Annotated in this window: 20 protein-coding genes and 1 tRNA gene; 16 read left to right on the plus strand and 5 right to left on the minus strand. The window is 62.8% G+C overall.

What is annotated here, in order from left to right; translation table 11 throughout:
- The 3 genes from CZ345_RS17735 to CZ345_RS11590 all read right to left on the minus strand — a co-directional run.
- On the minus strand, positions 1–312 hold a 312-nt coding region (locus CZ345_RS17735; RefSeq protein ID WP_420843774.1), incomplete at its 3' end, for a glutamate--tRNA ligase family protein.
- Positions 309–1,466, minus strand: a complete 1,158-nt coding sequence (gene hemW, locus CZ345_RS11580; protein WP_077073295.1) for a radical SAM family heme chaperone HemW — start codon at positions 1,464–1,466, stop codon at positions 309–311. The genes CZ345_RS17735 and hemW, both read right to left, overlap by 4 nt.
- A gap of 456 nt (positions 1,467–1,922) precedes the next feature.
- The gene (locus tag CZ345_RS11590; RefSeq protein WP_077073297.1) at positions 1,923–4,976 is read right to left on the minus strand and encodes an autotransporter outer membrane beta-barrel domain-containing protein; all 3,054 of its coding nucleotides are present in this window, start codon (positions 4,974–4,976) and stop codon (positions 1,923–1,925) included.
- A gap of 420 nt (positions 4,977–5,396) precedes the next feature.
- Here CZ345_RS11590 and CZ345_RS16705 point away from each other — a divergent pair, with 420 nt between their 5' ends.
- From CZ345_RS16705 to CZ345_RS11645, 11 genes are all read left to right on the plus strand, one after another.
- Positions 5,397–5,642, plus strand: a complete 246-nt coding sequence (locus tag CZ345_RS16705) for a hypothetical protein (RefSeq protein WP_144277342.1) — start codon at positions 5,397–5,399, stop codon at positions 5,640–5,642.
- A gap of 264 nt (positions 5,643–5,906) precedes the next feature.
- Complete coding sequence (locus CZ345_RS11600) at positions 5,907–6,515, plus strand: D-glycero-alpha-D-manno-heptose-1,7-bisphosphate 7-phosphatase (protein WP_077073299.1); 609 nt, start codon at positions 5,907–5,909, stop codon at positions 6,513–6,515.
- Positions 6,516–6,877: 362 nt separating this feature from the next.
- The gene (locus CZ345_RS11605) at positions 6,878–7,705 is read left to right on the plus strand and encodes a phosphate ABC transporter substrate-binding protein (RefSeq protein WP_077073300.1); all 828 of its coding nucleotides are present in this window, start codon (positions 6,878–6,880) and stop codon (positions 7,703–7,705) included.
- A gap of 176 nt (positions 7,706–7,881) precedes the next feature.
- Positions 7,882–8,757 (plus strand): PstC family ABC transporter permease, encoded by an 876-nt coding sequence (locus tag CZ345_RS11610; RefSeq protein ID WP_077074077.1) that lies wholly within the window; start codon positions 7,882–7,884, stop codon positions 8,755–8,757.
- Complete coding sequence (locus CZ345_RS11615) at positions 8,754–9,635, plus strand: ABC transporter permease subunit (protein WP_077073301.1); 882 nt, start codon at positions 8,754–8,756, stop codon at positions 9,633–9,635. The genes CZ345_RS11610 and CZ345_RS11615 overlap by 4 nt, the downstream gene beginning before the upstream one ends.
- Before the next feature lie 3 nt (positions 9,636–9,638).
- On the plus strand, positions 9,639–10,427 hold the full coding sequence (locus CZ345_RS11620) for a phosphate ABC transporter ATP-binding protein (protein ID WP_239446683.1): 789 nt from the start codon (positions 9,639–9,641) through the stop codon (positions 10,425–10,427).
- 809 nt (positions 10,428–11,236) lie between these two features.
- A complete protein-coding gene (locus CZ345_RS11625; protein ID WP_077073302.1) occupies positions 11,237–11,626 on the plus strand; it encodes a hypothetical protein in 390 nt (129 codons plus the stop codon).
- A 57-nt stretch (positions 11,627–11,683) separates the two neighbouring features.
- Positions 11,684–11,759: transfer RNA gene (locus tag CZ345_RS11630), tRNA-Lys, on the plus strand.
- Between the two features lie 208 nt (positions 11,760–11,967).
- Positions 11,968–12,372 carry a hypothetical protein gene (locus tag CZ345_RS11635; RefSeq protein ID WP_077073303.1) on the plus strand — a complete coding sequence of 135 codons (405 nt, stop codon included), beginning with the start codon at positions 11,968–11,970 and terminating at the stop codon, positions 12,370–12,372.
- Positions 12,372–13,706 carry a MinD/ParA family ATP-binding protein gene (locus tag CZ345_RS11640; protein ID WP_077073304.1) on the plus strand — a complete coding sequence of 445 codons (1,335 nt, stop codon included), beginning with the start codon at positions 12,372–12,374 and terminating at the stop codon, positions 13,704–13,706. Before CZ345_RS11635 ends, CZ345_RS11640 begins: the two co-directional genes overlap by 1 nt.
- A complete protein-coding gene (locus CZ345_RS11645) occupies positions 13,703–15,166 on the plus strand; it encodes a P-loop NTPase family protein (RefSeq protein ID WP_077073305.1) in 1,464 nt (487 codons plus the stop codon). The genes CZ345_RS11640 and CZ345_RS11645 overlap by 4 nt, the downstream gene beginning before the upstream one ends.
- Positions 15,167–15,514: 348 nt before the next feature.
- Here the strand turns inward: CZ345_RS11645 and CZ345_RS11650 are convergent, their stop codons facing one another.
- Complete coding sequence (locus CZ345_RS11650) at positions 15,515–16,486, minus strand: DMT family transporter (RefSeq protein WP_077073306.1); 972 nt, start codon at positions 16,484–16,486, stop codon at positions 15,515–15,517.
- Positions 16,487–17,263: 777 nt separating this feature from the next.
- Here CZ345_RS11650 and CZ345_RS11660 point away from each other — a divergent pair.
- Complete coding sequence (locus tag CZ345_RS11660; RefSeq protein WP_077073308.1) at positions 17,264–18,214, plus strand: LysR family transcriptional regulator; 951 nt, start codon at positions 17,264–17,266, stop codon at positions 18,212–18,214.
- Here CZ345_RS11660 and CZ345_RS11665 read toward each other — a convergent pair.
- A complete protein-coding gene (locus CZ345_RS11665) occupies positions 18,161–19,030 on the minus strand; it encodes a phosphodiester glycosidase family protein (RefSeq protein ID WP_162274971.1) in 870 nt (289 codons plus the stop codon). The genes CZ345_RS11660 and CZ345_RS11665 overlap by 54 nt on opposite strands.
- Positions 19,031–20,291: 1,261 nt before the next feature.
- On the opposite strand from CZ345_RS11665, the gene lysS reads away from it, so the two are divergent.
- Genes lysS through bamA form a run of 4 tightly spaced genes read left to right on the plus strand, consistent with a single transcriptional unit; the run spans position 20,292 to position 26,453 of the window.
- Positions 20,292–21,797: a lysine--tRNA ligase gene (gene lysS, locus CZ345_RS11675; RefSeq protein ID WP_077074079.1), complete on the plus strand. Its 1,506-nt coding sequence runs from the start codon at positions 20,292–20,294 to the stop codon at positions 21,795–21,797.
- 49 nt (positions 21,798–21,846) lie between these two features.
- Positions 21,847–23,076 (plus strand): lipoprotein-releasing ABC transporter permease subunit, encoded by a 1,230-nt coding sequence (locus tag CZ345_RS11680; RefSeq protein ID WP_077073311.1) that lies wholly within the window; start codon positions 21,847–21,849, stop codon positions 23,074–23,076.
- Positions 23,069–23,785, plus strand: coding sequence for an ABC transporter ATP-binding protein (locus CZ345_RS11685; RefSeq protein ID WP_420538677.1), 717 nt, complete (start codon positions 23,069–23,071; stop codon positions 23,783–23,785). The genes CZ345_RS11680 and CZ345_RS11685 overlap by 8 nt, the downstream gene beginning before the upstream one ends.
- Positions 23,766–26,453 carry an outer membrane protein assembly factor BamA gene (gene bamA / locus CZ345_RS11690; RefSeq protein ID WP_077073312.1) on the plus strand — a complete coding sequence of 896 codons (2,688 nt, stop codon included), beginning with the start codon at positions 23,766–23,768 and terminating at the stop codon, positions 26,451–26,453. The genes CZ345_RS11685 and bamA overlap by 20 nt, the downstream gene beginning before the upstream one ends.
- The last annotated feature ends 351 nt before the right edge of the window (positions 26,454–26,804 follow it).

Genomic DNA, 26,804 nt, shown 5'->3' on the forward strand with positions numbered 1-26,804 from the left:
CCTTCGGCAAGGCCGCCGTTCAGGGTCAGATTGCCCTTGTCGAGCACAATGGAGCCTTCGGCGTTTTTCCGCGGGCCGCGGACAAGGCGAACGCCGGACAGGGAAACCTCGGATTCTTTGTCGATGATGAAGCCGTTGTCCAGCCGGATGTCGGAATCGTCGGTGAAGGCCACGCGGCTGCCCTCGACGGAGCCGGAGAATGCGCCCGCCCTCGGCTCTGGCCGCAAGCCATGCCAGAAGAAACGACCATGCGTTGCCCAGATGCAGCAGCCCCGTGGGGCTGGGCGCAAAACGGCCGACGGGGGTGTTCATGCCGCGCCCTCCGGTGTTTCGGGAATATTTTCGAAAAGGCGTTCCATCACGGCGCTGGAAACAAGCATTCCTCTGCGCGTGAGGAAGAAGCGCCCGTCCTTCATGCCCGCCAGGGAGCGGCGGAACAGCTCTTCCATGAAGGCGGCGTTGTCCCTGGCGAAATCTCTTCCGGTAAGGGCGCGGTAGGCTTCCATATCCAGCCCGCGCGCCGTGCGCAGGCCGAGCATGACGAGTTCTTCCGCCTTTTCCGTGAAGCCGAGCTTCTCCACTTCCGCCGCGCGCTTTCTGCGCTGCACGGCGGCAAGCCAGCGGTCAAGATTCGCCGTATTGCTCCGGCGTTCGTTTCCCATGCAGCTTACCGCCGAAGGGCCGAGGCCGAGGTAGTCCTCCCCCGTCCAGTATCCCGTGTTGTGGCGGCAGGCAAAACCCGGCTTTGCATAGTTGGAAATTTCATATTGCGCGTAGCCCGCCGCCTCAAGAAGCGCGCCGCCTTCCTCATACATGCGGGCGCCTTCCTCTTCCGTCGGCAGCGCAAGGCTTCCGCGTTCCCGGAAAAGGGGCGTTCCTTCCTCCAGCATGAGGCCGTAACAGGAAAGATGCTCCGGGGAAAGGGCGCATACTTCGGCAAGCTGGGCCTTCCAGTTTTCCGCGCTCTGGCCGGGAAGGCCCCACATGAGGTCGAGCCCCACGTTGCCGCAGCCCGCGCGGCGCAGCGCGGAAAAGGCGTCGACAGCGGTCTTTTTGTCGTGCACGCGGCCGAGAACGGCAAGAAGCGCGTCGTCCAGCGCCTGCACGCCCAGTGAAACGCGGTTCACCCCGGCGGCGAGAAAGCCGCGGGCCTTTTCCTCATTCATGGATTCGGGGTTGGCCTCCATGCTGATTTCCGCATCCGCATCAAGGGAAAAAAGCGAGGCGGCCGTATCGATGACGCGGCCCATGAGCGCAGGGGAAAGCAGGCTCGGCGTGCCGCCGCCGAAAAACACCGTGCTTACGGCAGGATGCCCCGCCTCTTCCGCCTCGCGGCGCATTTCCCCGCACAGGGCGTCGGCCCACAGCGCAAGGCGCGCGGTATCGTCCCGGGCCGCAGGCTCGGAATAAAAGGCGCAGTAGCGGCATTTTCTGCGGCAGAAGGGAACATGGATGTATAAAAGCATGGACGCAGCATGAAAAAAAGCAGTGCCCGCGTCAAGAAAAAACGGGCGGGGCCCGGCCGCGGACGGCATACCGGGCGGGGCTGCCGCGCTCCGGCGCTTTTTTCCGCCGTCCCGGGCGGAAAGTTTCTGCCGCGGCGCAGGGATGCGCCGCCCCATGCCCGCGCCGGGCGGAACGCTCCCTGCCCCGGGCAGGATGACGGAAAAGCCCGCCGTGCTTCGGTCGGGGGCCGCCTTACATGCCGCGCCGTGAGCCTTCTTTCCGTGAGTTTTTTTGCGGAAAGGCCGGGCCGTTGCGGCGTATCCCCCGCAGAACGCGGACTGCCGCGGCGCAGGGCATGAAAAAAGGCCCGTCGTCATGACGGGCCTCTGCCGTGAGCGGGGGTGCTTGCCGCCTCCGGCAGGTTCCGGCGGGAGCGCCGCGCCTGCAGCGGCCCTCCGCACGGGAGGAGGAAAGGGCTAGAACTTCCAGCTTACGCCCATGTTGACCCTCTGGTCGGTTTCGTGGCGGGAAGCCTGCACGCCGTAGTTCAGGCCGAGGGCGAGGCTGCCCTTTTCCGCCTGAAGCCCCACCATGCCGGAAAAGCTCGTGGAATCCATGATGCGGGTGCTCACGCCGTCCACGGCGTTGATGCCCGCATAGGACACCTTCGTCGTATTCTTTCTGTCTCCGGCGGCGGGAATGACGGAAACATCGGCCTGCGGCCTCATGTTCCAGCCTGCGATGTCGAAGCTCTTTGCCGCGGTGACGCCCACGGGGAATTCCACGATGTGCTGCGTGTCGGCCCCGGCACGGTTCAGCAGCCTGCCGCCCACGGTCACGTTGTGGCTTTCCGTATAGAGGGCGGTGTAGCGCACGCCCGCGTGGGGCAGAATGTCCGCCACGGGCGTGGAAATCAGGTATTCGGCCCGCAGCTCGGCAAGGAAGGCGTCGGTGTTCACGTTGGCGTCGGCGCGGCCCATGCCCAGAGAGGCGGGCAGGTTCATCTTCACGTCGTGGTCGGCGGCGGCGTAGCCCGCGCTTCCCACAATGTTCAGGTTGTCGATGTTCCAGCCCGCATAGAGGCTCACGCCGCCGAAGTTGTAGCTGTTGGTCGTACTCGTGGCCGTGCCCCGGGTGTCGGACTTGCCTCCGCCGCCGTGCACGGATGCGCCGGAAACGGCCATGCCGTGGGTGCGGGTGTTGCCGTACATGGGCGCGGCCCAGACGTTCAGCCCGTCCTGCGTCATGCTGTTGTCCCCGGGGGAAAAGCTCAGGGAAAGCTGCCGTGCAATCTGTTCCGCGCCCGCCCCGGCAAGGCGCAGGGCCGTGTTCTGCACGCCCGCCGTCACCGCCGCGCGGGAAACCTCGTTCACCGTGGCCACGGCAAGGCTGTCGGAAGCCAGAAATCCGGGTTCCGTGGCGCGGCTTAAAAAGCGTATGCCCATGGAGGAAGCTTCCGTGTCGTTCCGGTTGCCGGATATCATGGCGTTCATGGCCCTTGCCGGAATGACGCCGGGCAGGGCCTGGGCGGCATCCTTCATTTCGGCAACGACCGTGATTTTTTCGCCGTCGCGGCGGATGTCCGCCCGGGTGAGGCGGCTGCCGAGAAGGTCGGCGCCTGCCCAGTATTCCCCTTCCGCGGCGCTGAGGCCTTCGGTAACGGTGTAGGTTTTGCCCGTCTGCGCGTCGGTGATGTACAGGGCCGCGCCCTTTTCCACGGCGAGGGAACCGCCGTCGGCGGAACGGATCATGGCGCTTTCGGAAGCGGCCCGGCCGTTCAGCACCAGCACGGAATCGGAACCGAAGGCCGCGGCCGCGTTGTTCCGGGCCGTTACCGTGCCCACGGTGAGCGTGCCGGAGCCAAGCTCCAGCGGAGCGCCCAGCGCGAGCAGGGCCGTGCCCGCTCCGGCCGATACGCCGCCCGCGTCGGGCATGGCGATGGAAAGCGCCGCGCCGCGCCGTACGCTGAGGCCGGAGGAAGCGCCTTCCTGCGTGTAGCCGCCGTTCAGGAGGGTTCTGCCCTCCGCCACCACCATCGTGCCCCTGTTGTGAATGTCGCCGGCCGTGCCTGCTGCAAGGTTGCCGGTGAACACGTTGGTACCGGAGAAGGTGAGGGTTCCGCCTTCCGCATTGTACAGCGCGCCGCCTGCCGCGGCGGCCGTATTGTCCGCAAAGGTGCTGTTCTGGATGGTGACGTCGCTGCCGCCGTTGTACAGCGCGCCGCCGAAGACGCCCGCGTTGCCTTTGAAGACGCTTTCTTCCACGCGCACGGGACCGCCCCTGCCCGTGACGGAAAGCGCGCCGCCGCCGTGACCGGAGGAGACGTCCGCCTCCGTCCGGTTGTCGTCGAAGGTGGAATTTCTGACGGCAAGGCTCCGGCCTTCTTCCATGACGGCCGCAATCGCGCCCGCAACGGGGCTCTTCGGGTCGGCCTGAGAGCGGTTGCCGGAAAGCTCGGCCCTGTCGATGACGATACGGCCCTTGTCCGCGCTCAGGCTGCCGAGGGAACCCGAACCTTCGGCAAGGCCGCCGTTCAGGGTCAGATTGCCCTTGTCGAGCACAATGGAGCCTTCGGCGTTTTTCCGCGGGCCGCGGACAAGGCGAACGCCGGACAGGGAAACCTCGGATTCTTTGTCGATGATGAAGCCGTTGTCCAGCCGGATGTCGGAATCGTCGGTGAAGGCCACGCGGCTGCCCTCGACGGAGCCGGAGAATGCGCCCTGCACCTGCAGGTTTTCCCTGCCTTCCGCGCCCACGCCGACAACGGAAAGCCGGTTGTTCGTCCCCTGAAGGCGGATGAGTCCGTCGACGCGGCTTTCGTCCGCCAGCTTCACGGTGGCGCCGTCGGTACCCGTGACGAGCACGGCGGTGCTGTTTCTGTCCGCCTCGATGGTGCCGGTGTTCGAAACCTCGCCGCCGACGGCCTGCCTGCGGTAATGCATACCGACGCTGTCCGCACCTTCTGCGGTGATGACGCCGGAATTCACCATGGTCTTGTCCGCGGAACCGGAGTTGTCCGCCATGCCGCTGCCTCTGCGTACCGCAATGATGCCGACGTTCAGAGCCGTGCCGCCGGAATCGACGCCCATGCCCTTGCCTGCGCCGGGCATGGTTTCACCGACATAAATGTTGCCCTGGTTCAGGATGGTGTGATTTTCGCCGGGGGTTCCCCCCATGCCCTGGGCGTAGCCGTCCATGACCCAGATGTTGCCGTAGTTGAACCGCGTGATGCCGGCGCTGCCGGTCACGGCCATGGGGCTTTCCGCCTCCGTGGCGGCGTTTTTGCCGCTGACAAGGACATTCTGCTCCCCGGCGACGTCGTAATACCAGCGGTGGTTCGGTTCATCTATGGTGGTGTGGAACGAGGCGGGCGGTTCCTGATAGGCGTCCGTCGCCAGGGCGGCTCCGGCTCCGCCCAGCGTGAACATGGCCGCTGTAGCAAGAGAGCCGAAGGTGTTCATGAGTCGGCACTTGTTCAGCACCGTTTTGTAACGATTGATAAGATTTCCTATGGAGCCTTTCGTCTGCATGATTTCTTCCTTTAAAAAGGATGAAATACTCAGATTTCATCCGTGTTTTACCGGTGAATGACAGAGGTGTACCAGCCTTGCAGAATATCCGACATGAAAGAAACATGGTTTTTGCCGGATTCTTCATTTTGCCGTGGCTACCATTAAAATTTATGGTTTTTCAGAAAAATTTTTCTTCCACAGTAATAATTTTTTTTATATTACAATACCGGTACAAAACGTATCTTTTACGGAGAATACAAGAGGCTTGTCTTACGGTGATTTATGCCTTAAAGCAGGTTTTATGTCGAAAAGGTATTTAAAAAGAGTCGTTTTTCAGGAATCGTGAATGCATGTGCATGGAAAAACAGGGGAACGGTATCTTAACAGAGCGTTTTTTTTCATGATTTTCCATAGGGAGGAAGCGCGTGTGCATGCTATGTGAAAAAAGTAACGGATAAAACGGGAGAGAAGGCGTTCTCTATAAAGAGAAAGTCATTTTCAATTTTTGAACATGCCGGAATTCCTGTTCTTTTTTTCTTTCCCTATCTGAAAGGCGAAGGCGGGGGAGGAGAAGTGCCGCCTTCCCCGCCCTTTCGACATGAAGAGAAAAGCTTCCCGATACCAGTACCTGCGGAAGAGAAAAGCGGAGGGGCCAGTGGTGCGGGGGAGCGGTATTTTCCTTGAGTTCCGGCAGGTTGCGCAGGCAAGGACCTGCGGAATGCCGAAAAGGTCCGGCCGCCGTGCGGGTGCGGCGGCCGGGTGGGGCACGTTGGGGAGAAGGCAGGCGGCACGGCGGAGGCTTTTCCGGCCGGGGAAGCGGGCCGCACGGCGCGCCGCTTTCCGCGCAGCTCCGCCTTGACAACAGCGCGCGGCCTTTTCCATAACAGGCCATGGCCCGCGCGGACATGGCGCGGGCGGAACATGTCATCACAAGGATGAGGGATTGCCATGGAACTTTCCGCCGTGCTTTTCGACCGTGACGGAACGGTGATTGTGGACCGCCACTATCTCGGCAGCGCCGAGGGGGTGGAGCTTATTCCCGGCGCGGGGCAGGCGCTGGGGCTTCTCAGGGAAAGGGGCGTGGCTTCCTATCTCGTGAGCAATCAGTCGGGCATAGGGCGGGGGTATTTTCCCGAATCGGGCTGGCATGAGTGCCATGCCAGGCTTCAGGAGCTGCTTGCCGCCTTCGGCGCGGGCTTCGACGACGCGCGCTTCTGCCCCCATGCGCCGGAAGAAGCGTGCTTATGCCGCAAGCCCGCCCCGGGCATGTGGGAAAGCCTGCGGGATGCGCACGGCCTTTGCGCGGAGCGCTGCGCCATGGTGGGCGACAAGGTGGAGGACGTGCTCTTCGGCGTGAACGCGCGCCTTGCGGCCGCCGTGCTGGTGCTTACCGGCAAGGGGGAGGCCGCAGCCCGCAAACTGGGCCTTGATGTGGAGCGCGTGGAAAAGGAAGGCTTCATCGCCGCGGCGTTCCCGGACATGCCGTCCGGTTCCACGCGCCTTTTCGCGGCGAAGGACGCGGCACATGCCGTGCGCGGCCTGCTGGCACAGGGCTAGACGTTTTTTCGTCCTTTGGGCGGAGGAGGTCCGGCAGGCGACAGGGAGGGGGAGGCCCCCCTCTTTTTTTGTCTTCTTTCCGCAGGGACCGGAAAAGCCCTGTGCGCCGCGCCTTCTGCGGGTCTTTGCCGGCGCTGCGCCTTGACTTTCCCCACCCCGTGGGGCAGAAAAAGGAAAATCCGCGCGTTGTTGCGCGGCAACCATCCATTCCACAAGAGGCCGGCATGTTTTTCAGGAACACCTGACGAGACCATCCGCAGAGACAAGGTCTGTCTTGCCGGCTTCCTGCATCTGGCGGCTTGTGCCGCTCTGCGATTCTTCCGTCGTTCCCGAAAAGTGCCGCCTCGTAACGAGAGGTGTGCATGAATCGTATTCTTTCCGCTCTGGCGCTGGTTCTTCTCGGCGCCTCTCTGGCCGTGGCCGCTCCTCTGGATTCCTTCAAGGGGCAGAAGGGCAGCATCGACATTGCGGGCGGCACCGCCCATATTCCGGTGATGAAGAAGGCCGCCCAGGCCATCATGGCCGCCAACGGCGATATCCGCATCACCGTGGCCGGCGGCGGTTCCGGCGTGGGCGTGCAGAAGGTGGGCGAGGGCCTCGTGCAGATCGGCAATACCGGCCGCGCCCTGAAGGAAAGCGAAGTGACCAAGTACGGCCTTGTTTCCTTCCCCTTCGCCATTGACGGCGTGGCCGTGGCCGTGAATCCCGAAAATACCGTGACCGGCCTGAGCAAGGCGCAGGTGAAGGACATCTTCGCAGGGAAAATCACCAACTGGAAGGAACTCGGCGGCAAGGACGCGGCCATTTCCCTCTATGTGCGCGAAGACGGCAGCGGCACCCGCGAAACCTTCGAGGAACGCGCGCTGGACAAGGGCACGTCCGCCCGGAGCGCCAACGTGGTGAACTCCAACGGCGCCATGAAAACCGCCATCGCCCAGGACCCCAACGCCATAGGCTATGTGGGCATAGGCCACCTCGACAGTTCCATCCGCGGCGTCACCGTGGACGGCATGGTTCCTTCTCAGGAAAACGCGGCGAGCGGCGCCTACAACATCACCCGCCTGCTGTACATGAACACCAAGGGTGAACCCACGGGCCTCACCGCGCTGTTCATCGGCTACATCTATTCCGAAGACGGCAAGGCCTTCATTTCCGATTCCGGCTACATCCCGCTGGAAAGAAAGAGATAGACGGCCGTTCCTTGTGAGCGCCGGGGCTTTTCCCCGGCGCTCTTCGGGCGTTTCGAATGTTCTCAGCGTCTTTCCGCAGGCCGGAATCTTCCGGCAGCGAAGCGGAAAGCGCGGGCAGTTTTTACGCGGCGGGCCACGGCCGCTTACGGTATTCCATCATGCCGGAGAAAAGTGATATGCGCTGTTTCGGACCTTGCAGCCGTGAGGGGCGCGGGGGAACGCTTCTTCTGCGTTTTTCCGTGCTTCTGGCCATGGGCGGCATGGTCCTGCTTTTTCTTATGATTTTCGCCTTCGCTATGCCCGTGTTTCTGCATGGCGGGGAGGGGGGAGGCCCCTTTTCCTGGACGTGGTCGCCCGGGCAGGGGCGTTTCGGCATTCTGCCCATGGCGGCGGGTTCCCTCGCCATGGGCGTTACGGCCGCCGTTCCGGGCTGGTGCATGGGCGTATGCCTCTGCTGCTGGCTGCTTTCCCCGGATACGGGGAGCCGTATCGGCCTGTTCCGCCGTCTGGTGGGGGGCATGGTGCGCGTCATGACGGCCATCCCCACCGTGGTGTACGGCTTTGCCGCCGTGTTTCTGCTTGCGCCCGCCATACGCCGGGGCCTCGGCGGTTCCGGCTTCTCGTGGCTCACCGCCTCCGTCATGCTGAGTCTGCTCATCCTGCCCACCGTGGTGCTGGTGCTTCAGGCGGGGCTTGCCCCGAGGCTTCAGGCCGTGGAACTGCCCGGCCGCGCCATGGGGCTGACCCGCCTGCAACTGCTCTGGCATGTGGTGCTTCCCTCTTCCCGCGCCACGCTGCTTTCCGCCGCGGTGCTCGGCTTCGGCCGCGCCGTGGGCGATACCATGCTTCCGCTCATGCTGGCGGGCAACGCGCCCGTGCCGCCCGATTCCATGCTTTCCAGCCTGCGCACCCTTACCGCGCACATGGCGCTCGTCACCTCCAACGAGGTGGGCGGCGCGGCGTACGATTCGCTGTTCATGGCCGGGCTTATCCTTCTTCTCGTCAACGCGGCCGTGAGCCTCTGCCTGCGGCGCATGGGGGGCAGGGCATGAACCGTTTTTTCTTCCGTGTGTTCCGCCTGTGCACCATGCTTTCCGCATACCTTGTGCCCGCCATGGTCTGCACTCTCATGGGCTATCTGCTCTGGCGGGGGCTTCCCGTCATGGGAACGGAGCTTCTTTTCGGCCGTGCGGAACCGTGGCAGGCCGTGCTCGGCCGCGTTCCGGTGTGGGACGGCCTGTGGCCCGCCTGCGCGGGCACGTTTCACCTCGTGCTGCTCACCATGGCGCTCGCCGTGTTTCCGGGCGTGGGCTGCGGCATGTATCTGGCGGAAATGGCGACGCCCGGGCAGAAGCGCGTGATGGGCGCGGCCGTGGACATGCTCGCGGGTATGCCTTCCATCGTCATGGGGCTTTTCGGCTTCATGCTCATTCTTTTTCTGCGCCACACGTTTTTTCCCGAGGCCAATACCGGGCTTCTGCTGGCCGCAGGCTGCCTTGCGCTTCTGGTGCTGCCCGTGCTCGTGGCCTCCACGCGCGAGGCCATGGCCGCCGTGCCCGCGTCGCTGCGCCTTGCGGCGGCGGCCGCCGGGCTTTCCCGCACGCAGACCATGTTCCACCTCTGCCTGCCTGCCGCGGCACGGGGCATACTCGGCGGCGTGGTGCTTGCCGTGGGCCGCGCGGCCGAGGATACGGCCGTCATTCTCTTTACCGGCGTGGTGGCCAATGCGGGTATGCCCGCCGGGCTTTTCGGCAAGTTCGAGGCGCTTTCCTTCGATATCTACTACATTTCCTCCCAGTATCAGGATCAGCAGGAGCTTCTGCGCGGCTTCGGCGCGGCGGCGCTGCTTCTCGGCATATCCTGCCTGCTGCTTCTGGCGGCAAGGGCGCTGGAAAACGGTTTTCGCAGAAAATGGCAGGGGAGGGCGTAAGCCATGGCACAGAATGATGCTTCCGCATACATGCTCCGCACGCGCGGACTTTCGGTTTCCTTTTTCGGTCATGCCGTGGTGCATGAGGTGGACATGGATGTGCCGCGCAGCGGCATAGCCGTGCTGGTGGGGCGCTCCGGTTCCGGCAAGACCACGTTTCTGCGCGCGCTGAACCGCCTCAACGAGGAAGTGCCCGGCTGCCGCACCACGGGCCAGGCGGAACTTTTTCTCCCCGGCGGAAGCGTGCGCCTGTACCCGGAGGAGGGGAAGGAGGCGTTGCCCCTTTCCGTGCTGCGCAGGCGTGTGGCCATGGTGTTTCAGACGCCGCAGGTCTTTCCCGTAAGCGTGTTCCGCAATGTTTCCCTGCCCCTTTCCGTGGCGCGGGACTGCCCGCGTTCGGAACTGGAGGACCGCGTGAGAGAGGCGCTCGTGCGCGCCGATTTGTGGAACGAGGTGGAAAGCCGCCTCGGCATGAGCGCGGAGCGGCTTTCCGGCGGCCAGCAGCAAAGACTCTGTCTGGCGCGCGCCCTGGCTCTTGAACCGGACATGCTGCTTCTGGACGAACCCACCGCCTCGCTGGACGTGCGCGCCGCCCGCCGTGTGGAGGAGCTGCTTCTCGGCCTTGCGGAAAGCCTGCCCGTGCTCATGGTTTCCCACAGCCTGGGGCAGAGCCTGCGCCTTGCCTCTTTCCTTGCGGTGATGGAATCGGGCCGTGTGCGTCACCGCCTCGAAAGCGTGGACGGCATGACGGAAGGCGATCTGGAAAGACTGTTTGTCGAACCTTCGCCGTGAGGCGCTTTTCGCCTTGCCCGATGAGACGGCCGCCGCTATAATGATGCAAGGTGCGGCGTGAAAGCGCCCGCCGCAATCGCCGGGAAGCGCTCCGTTTTTCGGAAATGGCCGCGGCATCAACGCACCGGGGCCCCCGGACGCCTTCGGGCGGCCGGGCCGGGAGGGCCGCGCAGGCGGAATTCACTTCCGCCGTAAGCAAGGCCCGAGTCGTGCAAGCCCCGTGCCCGTACGGCGTGTCCTGCACGGAATTGCCTTCGTGGTACCCTGCCTGCGGAGGACAGGGCATGGGTCAACGCACCGGGGCCCCCGGACGCCTTCGGGCGGCCGGGCCGCGAGGGCCGCCCGAAGGCGGAATTCACTTCCGCCGTGAGCAAGGCCCGAGTCGTGCAAGCCCCGTGCCCGTACGGCGTGTCCTGCACGGAATTGCCTTCGTGGTATCCTGCCTGCGGAGGACAGGGCATGGGTCAACGCGCCGGGGCCCCCGGACGCCTTAGGGCGGCCGGGCCGCGAGGGCCGCGCAGGCGGAATTCACTTCCGCCGTAAGCAAGGCCCGAGTCGTGCAAGCCCTGTGCCCGTACGGCGTGTCCTGCACGGAATTGCCTTCGTGGTACCCTGCCTGCGGAGCACAGGGCATGGGTCAACGCACCGGGGCCCCCGGACGCCTTCGGGCGGCCGGGCCGCGAGGGCCGCGCAGGCGGAATTCACTTCCGCCGTGAGCAAGGCCCGAGTCGTGCAAGCCCTGTGCCCGTACAGTGTGTCCTGCACGGAATTGCCTTCATTAACCTTTCACCCTCTTAAAGGAGAGGCGGATGCCCAGTTACGAAGAAATCTTCACCAGAGAATGCCTGAACGAAGTTTTCCCTCCCGAACGTACCGACCAGTTTTTCGAAGCGCTGTTCGGTGATCCTGAGGACGGAGCTTACGATATACGCCTGGCGCTCATGTCCGCCTCGGAAAAGAAGCTGGACTTTCTTTTCGAACTGCATCAGCGCGGCGATGCCTGCCTTGCCTGCAACCTTACGCACGGCCTGCCCGCGGTGTTTCTGCGCCACCCCATCATCGACATCAGGGGCGTGACGGCGGAACTGGCCCGCCGTGCCGGCTGGCCCGACGGAAGCTGGGAATGGAAGCTCGGCAGCACGGACGAGGTTTCCCGCGCGCTGCACGTCATTCCCCTTACTCTGAAAAGAGTGGATTGAAGTCTGATATTTTCGCTTGACTTCGCTCCCTGAAGGAGCTACTTCTTTTCGGCCAGAGGGGCGTTAACTCAGTCGGTAGAGTACCTGCCTTTTAAGCAGAGAGTCGCGCGTTCGAATCGCGCACGCCCCACCATGGAAACGAAGAGGCCGTGTTTGATGCACGGCCTTTTTTCGTTTAATTCCGCGGTGTCTGAGGATTGAGAATCGGGGGAAGTTTCTTGTAGTTTTTATTTTTCGGCGGCAGCAGGAAAGGTGTTCCGAGGGGAAGCCCTATGCCGTCTTGCTGGAAGCTGCCTTTTTTGCTATAAAAATTTTCTCTTTCTCATGCGGAGCGTACGGTCATGCAGAAGAATTTTCACAACGCCTTTTACCGGCATTATCAGGATGCTGACCTGCTTCTTCAGAACGGGCGCTGGGCCAATGCCGATCATTTGTACGGGCTTTGTGCAGAGTGCGGCCTGAAGGCGATTCTCATCAAGCAGGGCGTCGCGTCCGATGCCGACCATGATATTAAAGACAAAACCTATAAGCGGCATATCAATACGCTCTGGAATGAATACCTCTCCTTCATGCAGAAGGGCAGAGTTTACCTTATTCCTGCCGTCAATCCGTTTGATACATGGCAGGTCGATCAGCGGTACGCCCATGCAGGCGACGTTACCGAACAGACGGCGCGCAATCACGGGACTGCTGTGAAGGCGATAGCAAAAATCATCAATCAGGCGGAACTTGACGGGGTGTTGTGATGGCGCTTTTTGATGACCTTATGGGGAAGCTTGAAGAGATTTTCCTCCGGCATGACGATGAGCTTCAGCTTAGTGCAAAGACGGAATTTTTTTTCGTCAATCGGGATCTTTTCGGCCGCATTTCCCTTGTGATGGATGAAGAAACCTTCGGAGGGGAGAGGTTTGAGAAGGCTCTTTCCTCCCTGCGCGAAGATATCGCCGAAACACTTGCGCCTCATGTTCTTCCCGACGGCCGCGCGCTGTTTTTCCGTGCCGCGCCTTTTGCAGAGGAACAGCAGGGAGCCGTGGTGTTCCGCCATGAAGGTCGTTTTTCCTTCACCGTGGTGGACAGAGTGCTGACGGAAAGCTCTTGGGCAGCCCGTGCGGAGGAGGATGAGCTTTCCTGGAAGACGGCGGTGTTTTTTTCCATCAAGGGCGGCGTGGGGCGTTCCACGGCGCTGGCCGCGGCGGCCTGGTATCTGGCCAAAAAGGGAAAAACGGTCATGGTCGTGGACATGGACCTGGAATCGCCGGGCCTTTCCAGCAGCCTGCTCCCGGAAGAGCGACGCCCCGAATACGGCCTTCTGGACTGGCTGGTGGAAGATGCGGTGGGCAACGGCGATGCGGTTATCCACAACATGGTCGCCACGAGTCCTCTTGCGGAAGGTGGGGGCGAGATTTTCGTCGTTCCCGCCCACGGCAGGAACGACGGAGAATACATTGCCAAGATGGGTCGGGCATGGATGCCCCGGATGGAAGGCGATGTTCGCGTCAGCTGGCCGCAGAGATTGCGCGGTCTTCTGGAAAAACTTGACAGGGAGTATGGTCCCGACTGTATCCTTATTGACTCGCGGGCAGGTCTTGATGAAATCGCCTCCGCCTGCGTGCTGGGTCTGGCGCCTGAACTCGTGCTGCTTTTCGCCGTGGAAGGCGTGCAGACCTGGAAGGGCTACTCCATACTTTTCCGGTACTGGAATGGGCTGGGGCAGGCAGCAGCGGTGCGTGAATCCCTGCAGGTGGTTGCCGCCATGCTTCCCCCCGTGCCGGACAAACAGGCCTATGTACGTCACCTGAGGGAAAACGCCTGGAACGTGTTTTCCAGAAGTCTCTATGACGACGTTCCCGCGCCCGGCGATGCTTCGGAACAGCCGGAGGCGGAATTGCCCGAGCCCTTCAATTTCGATATTGAAGACGAAGAGGCCCCGCATCATCCGTGGATTGTTCACTGGAATCAGGGCCTGAGCGCGATGGAGCAGCTTTATGCGCTGAACCATGCGCTGGATGAAGCGCTGATGAGGGCGGTGTTTCCTTTTATCGACAATCTGTACAGGTTCTTTTTTGAGGAAGAAGCATGAGCTGTTCCGTATCCGGGATTCAGAAAGCACTGCGAAATGTGACGGAATCCATCCCCATCTCGGCGGAGTATGAGGCGCCCACGCTTGCCACGTTTTTTACCCCTCCTTCCCATATCCGCGCCCTGCGCCTGCATACTCCGCTTGTGATCGGCGCGCGCGGCGTGGGCAAGACGTTCTGGGCTCAGGCCCTGCAGAAGGCGGACGTGAGAGCGCTGCTCGGGCAGGCCGCTCCGGATCTCAGGGGGATACACGTAACCATCGGTCACGGCGCGACACAATGTGAGGAGTACCCTTCTCCGAGTACCTTTGCGAGTCTTCTCTCCGGGCATGATGCCGTCAGCATCTGGCGCGCGGTGCTTTTGAAAGCCTGCGTTTCGGCAGCCGGGCTGGAGCAGGGAGCGGATATGCCGCACAGCGGCGCGGAATGGAAGACTCTGGTGCCGTGGGTGGCGGACAATCCGGAGCGCGTGGACAGGATATTTCTTGACGCGGACAGGGCCTTTGCCCGGCAGGGCATGAGTCTGCTCATCGTGTTTGATGCGCTGGACCGTGTAGCTTATTCGTGGAAGGATATCGACGAACTGACTACCGGTCTTTTGCGTACGGCGCTGCAGTTTTCCACCTTTTCGCACATCAAGACAAAGATTTTTCTGCGGGAAGATCATTGCAGCCGCATATCCTTTTCCTTTCCCGACGCATCCAAGCTGCTTGCTTCCAAGGTGGAACTTTCCTGGACAAGGGCGGAGCTGTACGGCATGCTCTGGAAGAGACTGTGCAACGGAGGGGGGGATTCCGGAAAATGCCTGCGCGGACTTTTTTCCGAACAGCTTCCCAACAGTCTTGAAGAGCAGGGCGGCGTGTGGTTTTTCAGAAATACCGGGGAACTCACCGATGAGATCCTCAAGCCGCTGTTCCATCGCCTGACCGGACCCTACATGGGCAGGGACAGACGCCGGGGGATGCCCTACACCTGGACGGTGGGGCACCTGGCCGACGCGCGCCAGCAGACTTCGCCCCGTTCCTTCATGGCGGCCATAGCCAGGGCCTGTCAGGATTCCCACGACAAGAAGTATGCGGGAGCGGCTTACCCCATCCATTATGAGAGCATCAAGAGCGGCGTGCAGATCGCCTCTCAGATTCGTGTGGCCGAAATGCAGGAAGACAACCCCTGGGCTACGAAACTTTTGGAGAAACTGAAGGGTATGAATGTTCCCTGCCCCTTCCAGAGCGTGCAGGACAGATGGCAGGAAGCGTATGCCGAAGGGCCTTCTGCACTGGTCAGAATGCATCCTTCCCATACGCCGCCGGAATTTGAAAGCGCCGGCTGGGCGGAGGTGCGCAGGCAGCTGGAAGGCCTCGGTTTCTGCCTTACCCTGAGCGACGGGCGCTTCAACATGCCCGACCTGTACCGGGTGGGCTTCGGCCTCGGCCGCAAGGGCGGCGTCAAGCCTCTGACTTAAGGGCATACATCTTTTTTATCGGGACGGGATGCGCTGCGGCGTCCCTTTTTTTTTTATGCCGGAATATCCGCGCGTCTGTCGGCTCCGGGGCGAGGGAACTTCTGAAAGTTGGGTATGGAAGTTTGGCAGAAGAACGCTCATAGACTATCTGATAGTCGACGTCGTAACAGAGGCACTTGAAGTTTTCCGTGCATATCGCGCAATCCCCTGCATGCTTTTCGTTCATCCGCGTTCTGCGGCGGAATGCTGTTAAACGAAACGCCCGTTTCTCCGCAGGGGTGTGGAGAAACGGGCGTGCGGCCCGCACGGGGGGAAGCGCGGATGCGCCTTGCGGGCGGGAAGCTCTCGTCAGCGTCCTTTATGCAGGAGGTGGCGGACGATAAGCGGCCTTGCGGCCATGAGAGCTTCCCATGTGGGGATCATGGAAATGACGGAAGCGACGAGCATGAGGAGAATGCCCGCCCACATGTTCCAGGGAATGTTTTCACCGAGAACGATCATGGCGAGGATGGGGGCGAGCACGGGCTTGAAGAAGAACACGAGCGAACCCTGCATGGCGGAGGTGGCCTCCATGCCCATGAAGTAGCAGGCATAGCCGCCGGCGGTGACGAACACGCAGATATAGAGCACGTTCAGGATGTTGTCCGGCCGGTAGCCGCTGAAGAAGGGGATGTTGGCGAACATGGGCGCGGTTTCGCCGAGCAGGTCGGCCACGGGGCCGATGTGGCTTATGAGCATGAGCACGATCATCTGCGCGCTGGCGGCAAGGCAGCTGAACGAGGTGACGGCCACGCCGGAGTAGCGGGCGCACATTTTCTTGCCGAGCACGGCGTAGAGCGCGAAGGTGGCGGCGGAAAGGAGCACCAGCGTGATGCCCGCGGGGTCGAGGCTGGTATGCAGCGGATCGATGATGACGAGGGCGGCTATGACTTCCAGCGCCAGCGCCGCAATGTGCTGGGGCCTGATGTCGGCGCGCAGGATGAGGAAGGCGAAGGCCAGCACGAGCACCGGGTTGCAGCTGAAGAGCACGCTCACCACCGAGGCGGGCGCGTAGAGAATGGAAACCTGGTAGAACATCATGCTGACCACAAGGCCCAGAAAGCCCAGGGCCGAAAAGCCCTTCCACGAGGCGGCCGTGAGCGTGGCGCCGTGCTGCCGGAGACCGCGCAGCGCGAAGGGAATGAGCAGAATCCCGCCTATGAGAAAGCGGGTGCAGTTGAGCTGCATGGGGTTGAAGTCGTTCGCCACGGTTTTGAGCGCCACTTCCATGGAGCTGAAGAAAACGGTGGCGAGAAAAATGAAGATATATCCGCGATTCATGAGATGTTCCCGCAAAAAGAGCGTCGGCGCGCCGAAAGGGCGCACTCTTGCCTATAGCAGAGGCGCATGATACGGTAAAATGCTCTTTTGATATGGCTGGTATATCAAATAAGTATGACTGACCCAAAGCGGCGGGCGACGCTTTCCGGGCGGGAGCGTTTTCGCGGAGGCTGCCTGCCGAAGAAGACCGCCGTGCCGGGCAAGGCGCAGGGGCGGAATGCGCTGCCGGGAGGGAATGGCCGGAAGGCAAGAGCGCTTTTCCGGGCGAACGCCGGGCGACGCGCGGAAAAAGGAGTCTGTTCCGCCTTTGCCGCAGGGCGCGGGTTCCGGCTTCTGACGCGGAAGAAGGCGGCGGCCCCCGCGTGCCGGGAGGCGGAAGCACGGCGGAGAGCACGCTTTGAAGATATGCGCTCCCCCTCGGGAATGGCCGCTTTTTTTGTGTGGGGGGATGTCTGCCGTGCGGCACGGACACGCGGGCGCGGCGGAATTTCCTAGAAGCGGCGTCCGCTCCGGGCGGCGTTCGCAGGGAAGACATTTTTCCGGGGCGGGGGCGTTTCCTGCGCTGGGGCACGCATCACATGCTTGCCCGGCCTTCCGGGCGGCCCGGTTCTCCCCGGAAGGAGAAGGCGCAACAGAAGGCGGCGGCCCCCGCGCGCCGGGCGGGAGGGCGCGGCAGGCCGTTTTACGGGCCGCTCCTATACACGCCCCCGCGCGCCGGGCGGGAGGGCGCGGCAGGCCGTTTTACGGGCCGCGACCGGCCTTTTTCAAGGAGCGTATATGGAACTCAACTGGGAACTCTGCCGCATGTTCTACCATGTGGCGCGCTGCGGCAATTTCAGCCGGGCGGCGGAAATACTTTTCACCAGTCAGCCTGCCGTATCGCGGGCCATGGCCGCGCTGGAAAGGGAACTGGGGTGCCGCCTGTTCATACGCAACCGGCGCGGGGTGGAACTTACGCCGGAGGGGCGCCTTTTCTATGCTCATGTGGAGGCGGGGTGCGAGAATCTCCGCCGGGGCAGGGAGGCGGTGGAAGAAGCGGTGGGCCTGCAATCGGGCAGCATTGCCCTGGGCACCAGCGAAACCGCGCTGCGCGGCTGGCTTCTGGCCAGGCTCGATATGTTCCATGCCCGGTATCCGGGGGTGCGGATACGGCTGTACGGCGGCACGTCGCGCCGGGCCATGGAGGATGTGAAGTCCGGCGTCATCGACTTTGCCGTGGCCGCCGTGGCGGGGGGGAGCTTCCGTTACCTCAGGGAAACGCCGCTCGCGCCTTTTCGGGATGTGTTCGTGGCCGCCCCGTGCTACGGGCATCTCCGGGACAGGCCCGTGACGCTGGAGGAGCTTTCCCGCGAGGCGGTGATCTGCCACAGGCGCGATTCGCTCACCTTCGATTTTCTGGAGACCATTTTCAAGGCGCACGGGCTGGAGCTGGAACCGGCCATGGAGCCGGAAACCTCCGACATCGTGCTCGACCTTGCGCGGCACGGCCTGGGCGTGGGCTTCGTGCCGGGGCAGACGGCGGCCCCGGCGCTGGAATCGGGGGAGCTTTTTGCCCTGAAGCTGGCGGAACCTTTGCCGCCGCGGCGCATCAGCCTGCTGGAATACGAGGGGCACACCCTCAGCCTGGCGGCAAGACGCCTGCGCGACATGCTGCTCTGCGGGGAAGGTGGGGAATCAGCGGCGGCGGATGCCCAGAATGTTGGGCAGGGGAATATCGTCCCCGCGTGAAGAGAACATGTAGGTTGCGGGGCTCATGCCGTTCCACAGCCGGATTTTGCCGCAGAGGCGCAGCAGCATGGAGGCCTCGCTTCCGCCTTCCACATACATGGCGGAATTGAGGTTGAGGCCCTTGTGGGCGTTCAGCGCCTTGACGAAGTCGTGCACGGAGCAGGGATCGGCGCTGAGCAGGAAGAGAATGCGGCCGTTCATGTCCTCGGCAATGGAGGCCACGGCGTGTTCCGGGCCGTTTTCCGGCCATACCTGTCCGCCGTCCGGCCCCATGAGGCGGAAGTTCTGCACCACGATGTCGTACTGCGGGAGCAGCGCCTTCCAGTCGTCCACATTGCGGTCGAGCACGGCGGCGCGCGGCAGGTCGGGCACGCGGGGAGAAGCCACGAAGAAGGCCCCGTAGCGTGAAACGATGCGCCCGTTGTTGATGTTCTCGCCCCCGCGCATGTAGCCTGTGGAGGTCTGGCCGTCCTTCAGATACATGCAGGCGTTGATGGCGGCCACAAGGTCCTTTTTCTCCGCCCATTCGCGCAGAGTGGGCACGCCCGGCCCCTCCCAGCGGGAGCTGTACAGCCCCACGTCGAAGCGTTCCGTGTCGAAGCGCAGGGCGCGTATGACGATACGGCGGCAGAAATCCTCTCCGTTGTTTTCCGTAAAGGAGAGCAGCGCCATGTCCAGCCCCTCTTCCAGAGAAAGCCAGGCGATATCCTGTCCCGGGAGCGTGGGGACGGGGTCCGGCTCGGAAGCGCGCAGCGGAGCGGCGACGGAAAGAAGCGCGAAAAGCGCCGTCAGAAGGAGACAACGGATGCGTTTCATGCCTTCGTTGTATGCCCTTCCCCGGCGATGAGCAAGGGAAACCATGCACAATGTCCCCGGAACCTGCCGCCGTCCGGCAGGGAAGGACCTTTCGGCAGCTTCCGTTGACGCAAAAACTTTTGTGTCGACGAAAAACCTTTTGAGCCGACGCAAAGGCCCGGCCGCGCTTTGCTGCCGTGTGTTTTCCGGGGGAGGGGAGCGCGCCGGGAAATTCCGCCTCCGTGCGGCGAGGGCTGCCTGCCCATCCCCTGCGACGCGCCTCTGGCGGCCATGCCTTCCGCAGGTTTGTACGGCGGGGCAGGGCCGGTCGCTCCTTCGCCCTTCGCCGTACAGGGGGCTTCGCACGGAAGGGAAAACGAAACGCCTTTGTTTTCACCGCAACGCGGGGAATGGTCGTTCCGCACAGGGCGGGCACGGGGAGGGGCGTGCCGTTTCCCTGTTCCTTCCGGCGGAAGCGTTTCCCCGGCGGGATGAGGCCCGTCTCACATACATCGGGGAAGCCTCCGGTGTGTGGCGGGGGCCTCCCGTATCATCTTCCTTTATCCCCTCTTGAGCGGGAGGGGGGCGCGTCAGGGAAATCCTTCTTCATGGGCAATGGTGGGAGAGGCGCGCTTCCCCGGAGGGCAGGCGTTTTCCGGCGCGGCGGGGCGCGTCGGAACAGGAGCGCATTCCGCCCGCACAGAACCGGCGTTTTCCCGGGCGCACGGCAGAAGTTTGGGGAGCCGCCCGAAAGTCAGCCTCCGGCCCGAGCGGAAAGCGGGCGGTTGCTGCCGGAAGGGCCTTATCGCGGCGCGGAAGCGGCCGGTATCCGGCACGGCGGGCATCACGGCTGTTTTTTTTCCGTTCCGGCAGGGAAGGGCGCGGCAGGGGCGCAGGCAGGGAGCGCGCGGGCTGCGGGGGCCTTTTCCGCAAGTCTTCTTTTAAGGAAGGCGCGGGCGGCCGCACGGGGAAGGGCGAAAGGCCGGGGCCGCATGTCCGTTTTCCGCCAAAGCGCAGCGCGGGGAAAAACAGCTTTTTTCCGCGCCCGGGGCGGACCGCTCAGACTTGACGAGTGGGCTTATTTGTCCTACGCAAATTTTTTTACGGCGCGAAGGATGCGTGTCTTTCGTCGCGCCCTGCCGGAGTGAGTTTCCGGGCGGCGTTTCAGAGAAGGCCGAGCCACAGCCTTTAAATAACGGAGTATCTTTTGGAAGCACAGAAGAAAGCCCGCAAGCCCATCAAGCTTGCCACGAAGTCGGAACATGCGGCCTATTTCATGCCCATGCTGGAGAATTTCGCCGAGCACGGCGAACTCAATGAAGTTGTGAAGAACTGCGTGGGCAAGGCCTGCGATCTTCTGGATGCGGGCCTGCCCCTGTATCCCAACGACTTCAGGAGAAAGCACGAGGCCGGGCCCGTGCACGCGGAATACGAGGCTCTGGGAGAAGAGGAGCTTGAAGCGCTGGATACGGTGTTCGAGCTTGCCGGGCGCATGATGTCTTCCCGCTCCTTCGGCAAGGTCATTTTCTTCCACGTCATGGACCGCACCGGCCGCCTGCAGTGCTATGCGGAAAAGAGCCTGCTCGGCGACGATGCCTTCGCGGCCTTCAAGAAGCTGGACGTGGGCGACATCGTGGGCGTGAAGGGCCGCCTTTTCCGTACCAGGACCGGCGAACTCACCCTGCGCTGCGAAAGCGTGCGCCTTCTGAGCAAGTCCTTCCGCGCCCTGCCCGACAAGCACAGCGGTCTCACCGACGTGGAATCGCGCTACCGTCAGCGCTATGTCGACCTTGTGATGAACCCCCGCGCCCGGGAAATCTTCCGCAAGCGGTCGCTCATCGTGCGGGAATTCCGCCGCTTCATGGAAGACAGCGGCTTCATGGAAGTGGAAACGCCCATGCTGCACGCCCTGGCGGGCGGCGCGGCGGCCAAGCCCTTCGTGACGCATCACAACGCGCTGGACATCGACCTTTATCTGCGCATCGCGCCCGAACTCTACCTGAAGCGCCTCATCGTGGGCGGCATGGAACGGGTGTTTGAAATCAACCGCTGCTTCCGCAACGAAGGCATCGACACGCGCCACAACCCCGAATTCACCTCCTGCGAATTCTACTGGTCCTACGCCACCTACGAAGACCTCATGGACTTCACGGAACGGCTTTTTGCCCATATCGCCATGAAGGTGTGCCAGAGCACGGTGATCACCTATCAGGGGCAGCAGATCGACCTCACCCCCGGCAGATGGAAGCGCATGAGCTACCATCAGGCCCTTGAGGAAGTGGGCGGCCACAAGCCGGAATTCTACACCGACATGGAAGCCGTGCGCGCCTACCTGCGTTCCCGCGGGGAAAAGTTCATGGAAAGCGAAGGCATAGGCAAGCTTCAGTCGCGCCTGTTCGACCTGGATGTGGAGGCGAAGCTCGTGCAGCCCACCTTCATTTACGCCTATCCCGCCGAAATTTCGCCCCTTGCCCGCAGAAACGACGCCAACCCCGACATCACCGACCGCTTTGAAATCTTCATCTGCGGCTGTGAGTACGGCAACGCCTTTTCCGAACTCAACGACCCGGTGGATCAGCGCCTGCGCTTCGAGGCCCAGGTGGAAGCCAAGGCCGCCGGCGACGACGAGGCCTGCCCCCTGGACAACGACTATCTGCGCGCGCTGGAATACGCCATGCCGCCCACCGCGGGCGAAGGCATCGGCATCGACCGCCTGACCATGCTGCTTACCGACGAGCCTTCCATCCGCGAGGTGCTGCTCTTCCCGCTGCTCAGGCCCGAAGCGTAGCCTTTCTTTCACGGGCGGCCGCAAGGGCCGCCCGGCCAAGGGGAAAAGCATGTCCTACCCGCTGTTCATCGCGTCGCGTTACCTCACTTCGAGGAGCAAGCGCACGTTCATTTCCATCATTTCGCTCATGTCCGTGCTGGGCGTGGCCATCGGCGTGGCCGCGCTCGTCATCGTGATGAGCGTGTACAACGGCGTCACCTCCGAGATGCGCGAGAAAATCCTCGGCGCAAGCCCGCACGTCATGGTCATGGCCACGAAGCCGGGCATGTTCACCGGGGAAAAGGGCGCGCTCGACACGGTACGGGAAACGCCGGGCGTGGTTTCCGCCACGCCCTTCCTCTACGCCGAAGTGCTGCTTTCCACCCCGCAGGGGGCCACGGGCCTTGTGGTGCGCGGCATCGCCCCCGAACAGGCCGGGGAGGCCATGCCCCTGCTGCATCATCTGGAAAGCGGAAGCGTGGAAAACCTTTCCCGCGAAGGCGGCCCCGCAGGCATGATCGTGGGGCAGGACCTTGCGCGGCGCTTCCGCCTGCATGTGGGCAGCCGCGTGAACCTCATGTCCCCGGCGGGGCAGAGAACCACGGCGGGCTTTGTGCCCAAGCTGCGTTCCTTCCGCGTGGAGGGCATTTTCAAATCCGGCATGTCGGATTTCGACAGCCGCCTCGCCTATGTTTCCCTTTCCGCCGCGCAGGAGCTCATGGGCTACCCCGAAGGGCATGTTTCCGGCCTGGAAGTGTTCGTGAAGGAACCCTACGACGCGGCGAAGATAGCCGACGCCGTGGCCGAAAGGCTCGGCCCTCCCTACTATGCCCGCAACTGGATAGACATGAACGCCAACCTCTTCGCCGCGCTTCAGCTCGAAAGGTTCGGCATGTTCATCGTTCTTCTCATGGTCATTCTGGTGGGCTCTTTTTCCATCATTACCTCCCTTGTCATGCTGGTCATGGAAAAAACCAAGGATATCGCCATATTGATGTCCATGGGAGCCACGGCCGCAGGCATAAGGCGCATTTTCATGCTGCAGGGGGCCATCATCGGGGCTGTTGGCACATCCATAGGTTATGTGCTAGGAATCGCACTGGCGCTGCTTCTGAAGAAGTACCAGTTCATCGAGCTTCCCCCCGGCGTGTACATGATGGACACGCTTCCGGTCATCATCGAGCCGCTGGATCTTTTCCTCATCGGAGCGGTGTCCATGCTGATGTGTTTTGTGGCCACCATCTATCCCGCCAGGCAGGCCGCGCGCCTTGTGCCTGCCGAGGCCCTTCGCTATGAGTAACGACATGGATGTTTCCTCCGGCAAGGCTCCGCTGTACCTTGTGGAGCATGCAAGAAAATCGGTGGAAAGCCCCGCAGGGGAACTGACCATACTGCGCGACGTGAACTTTGAGGTACGCGCCGGGGAGGCTCTCGCCATCGTGGGTTCCTCCGGCTGCGGCAAGTCCACGCTGCTGCATATTCTGGGCACGCTCGACCGCGCTTCCGGCGGCCGCGTGCTTTTCGAGGGGCGCGATCTTTCCGCCCTGTCGGCAAGGGAGGCGGCGCTTTTCCGCAACCGCTCCCTGGGGTTCGTGTTCCAGTTCCATCATCTTCTGCCGGAGTTCACCACGGTGGAGAACGTGGCCATGCAGGCCGTCATTGCCGGTATGCCCCGCGCAAGAGCCCTCGCCCTTGCGGCCGAGGCGCTGGAAAAGGTGGGGCTCGGCGAGAGGCTGAACCACCATGTGACCACCCTTTCCGGCGGGGAGCGGCAGCGCGCGGCCATAGCGCGCGCCACGCTTTTGTGCCCCAAGGTGCTGCTTGCGGACGAACCCACCGGCAACCTGGATGAAAAAACGGGCGCCCGCGTGGTGGACGTGCTCAGAAAGCTGAACCGCGACACGGGCATGACCCTCATCATAGTGACGCATAACCGGGAACTTGCGGAAGATATGGACCGCAGCCTTGAATTGAGATCGGGAGAGCTCTATGCGCAAGATTCTTTCTAGTCTGGTCTGTCTGGCCGTGACCCTCCTTGTGTGGGGCGCGCAGGCGCAGGCGGCCGAAACCCGCGTGCTGGTACTGCCCTTTGCCGTGAATGCGCCCTCGGCACAGCAGCAGCTTGCGCGGGATATCCCCACGCTGGTGCGGCAGGGGCTTGAAAACTACGGCGTGAAGGCCATTCCCACGTCCACGGGCAAGTCTTCGGCGCAGGACGCATCCTCCGCCCGTTCCCGCGCCCGTTCGGCCAGGGCGCAGTATGCCGTATTCGGCACGCTGAACCAGCTCGGCGAGAACTTCAGCCTCGACATGCAGCTCGTGGCCGCTTCCGGCGGCAGGGCGCAGGCCTTCCACATGGAAGGGGCGAACCTGCTTGAGCTTCAGCCCGTGGTGAACGGCCTTGTGGGCCAGGTGGTGGCTTCTCTGGAAGAGGCCTCCCCCGTGCGCTCGGCGGCAAAGGTTTCGCGCGGCGGCATTGCCGACATCGACGTGAAGGGCCTCAAGTTCATCGACAAGGACAGAGTGCTGGTGCGCGTATCCTCCCGCACGGGCGAGCCGCTGAATGTGGACACCGTGGACAACGACGTGCGCAGCATCTGGGATCTGGGCTACTTCAACGACGTGAGCGCCGATGTGGTTCCCGGCCCGGCCGGGCAGACGCTGGTGTTCACCGTGGTGGAAAAGCCGCGCATTGCGGAAGTGCGCGTGGAAGGTTCCGAGGCCGTGAGCATCGGCGACATTACCGAGGCCATGTCCACGCACACCGATTCCGTGCTCAACGAAAAGGTGCTTTCCGACGACCTTCAGAAGGTGACGGACCTCTACCACAAGCAGGGCTTCTACCTTGCGGAAGTCACCTACGAGGTGCAGCCGAGAAGCGACGGTTCCGCCGCGGTGCTGGTGCTGCACGTCAAGGAAGGCAACAAGCTCTACATCAAGGAAGTGGCCATCGAGGGCCTCAAGGAAATTTCTCCCGACGAAATCAAGGACTTCCTGTCCCTCAAGGAAAGGGGCATGTTCTCCTGGTTCACGGGTTCGGGCGTGCTGAAGGACGACCTTCTGGAACGCGATTCCCAGGCCATCCGCAGCTATTTCATGAAGCACGGCTATGTGGACGGCCAGGTGGCCGCCCCGGAAGTGCAGTATGAGGAAGACGGCATCCGCGTGGTGTTCCGCGTGCGCGAAGGCGTGCACTACAAGGTGGGCGAGGTCATTCTTCAGGGCGACCTCATCGACACGCGGGAACGCATTCTGCAGGAAATCTCCATGGTCAGGCATCAGGCTGCCGGAGACTACTTCGACGTGGAAGTGCTGCAGAACGACGTGAAGGCCCTTACCGACTTCTACAGCGATTACGGCTACGCCTTTGCCGATATCGACGTGCGGCCCCAGCCCCGCGCCGACGCGGGCGTGGTGGACGTGGTCTATACCGTGAAGCCCGGCGAGAGGCAGTACATCCGCCGCGTGGAGGTGGAAGGCAACAACCGCACGCGCGACAACGTCATTCTGCGTGAAATGCGCCTTGCCGACGGCCAGCAGTTCAGCGGCGCGAAGATGCGCCGTTCCGCCCAGCGCCTGGAAAAGACCCGCTACTTCAGCGAGGTGAACCCCACCGTGGTGCCCACCGGCGTGCCCGGCGAAGTGGACCTCAAGATGGGCGTGAAGGAAACCGAAACCGGCGTGGTGAGCGTGGGCTTCGGCTACTCCACCTACGACAAGTTCGGCGTCATGGCCTCCATTACGGAAAACAACCTCTTCGGCCGCGGCTACACCTTGGGCCTTTCCGGCTACACATCCTCTTCGGAGCAGTACCTGGAAGCCTCCTTCGTGAACCCCCGCGTGTTCGACACCTACTGGGGCTTCTCCGTGAGCCCCTACGGCATCGACGAAGAATGGTCGTACTTCTACAAGCGTTCCGTGGGCGTGCGCCTCGGCCTGTTCCATCCCATCGGTGAATACACCAACGTGAACTTCGGCTACAAGTTCGAGCGTTACAACCTCTACCACATGGCGGACAACGCCTCCAGAATCATCCGCGCCTACAAGGGCGAGCACTGGGCGAGCACCGTGTCCATGGGCGTGACGCGCGATACCACGAACAAGGCCTCCTTCCCCACGGAAGGCACGCGCGTGTCGTTCAACGTGCAGTACGGCGGCCCCTGGACCGGCGGCGACGACAGCTTCTTCAAGCCCATTTTCGAAGCCGGCTTCTACTACGGCCTGAACGATACCAACATCTTCCATGTGCGCGGCAGAGTCGGCGCGGTGTACAAGGCCGACGGCGACAAGACCGTGCCCGTGTTCGAACGCTTCTGGATAGGCGGCATCCGCAGCATCCGCGGCTTCTCCTACGACGACATCTCCCCGCGTGACCCGGAAACCGGCGAAACCATCGGTTCCGACCGCATGGGCTATGCCAACATCGAATACATCTGGGTGGTCAAGCCGGAAATCGGCCTTGCCTTCGTGCCCTTCTACGACATCGGCTTCAACGCCGACAGCGCCCAGTGCTCCAGCGTGTTCGACAAGGTGTATTCCTCCGCAGGCCTCGAAGTGCGCTGGCGTTCGCCCATGGGCGACCTGCGCTTCGCCTACGGCTACCCGCTCTCCGAGAACGCCGACGGCACCCGCCGCAACAGCGGCCGCTTCGAGTTCTCCATGGGCCAGGCTTTCTAGCGGTGTGAACCCGCAGAGCTGCGGGATACGATGACATGAAACACAGAGGGGGAGCGTTGTCTCCCCCTTTGTCGTGGAAAAGGGCGCGGAAAAGGCGCGGCCCTGCGCCGGTTTCACGGCACCTTCCTCAGGGAAGGAAAAGGGCGCGGAGCCGCCTTGTTGCGGAACTTTGGCAAAGGCGGGGAGCTTCGGCCGCACCGCGTTGTTTTCGGATGCTCCGCGCGGCCCGGCAGCGTGCCGCAGAGATGCGGCAGAGCGCGCCATGGGCCGGGCCCTGCCGCCCCCTCCGGGGGAAGGGCAGGGCGCTGCGGAAACGTGTTCCGGCGCTTTCCCAGAATTCATTTCCCAAGG

The organism is Mailhella massiliensis (assembly GCF_900155525.1).
Taxonomy (GTDB): domain Bacteria; phylum Desulfobacterota; class Desulfovibrionia; order Desulfovibrionales; family Desulfovibrionaceae; genus Mailhella; species Mailhella massiliensis.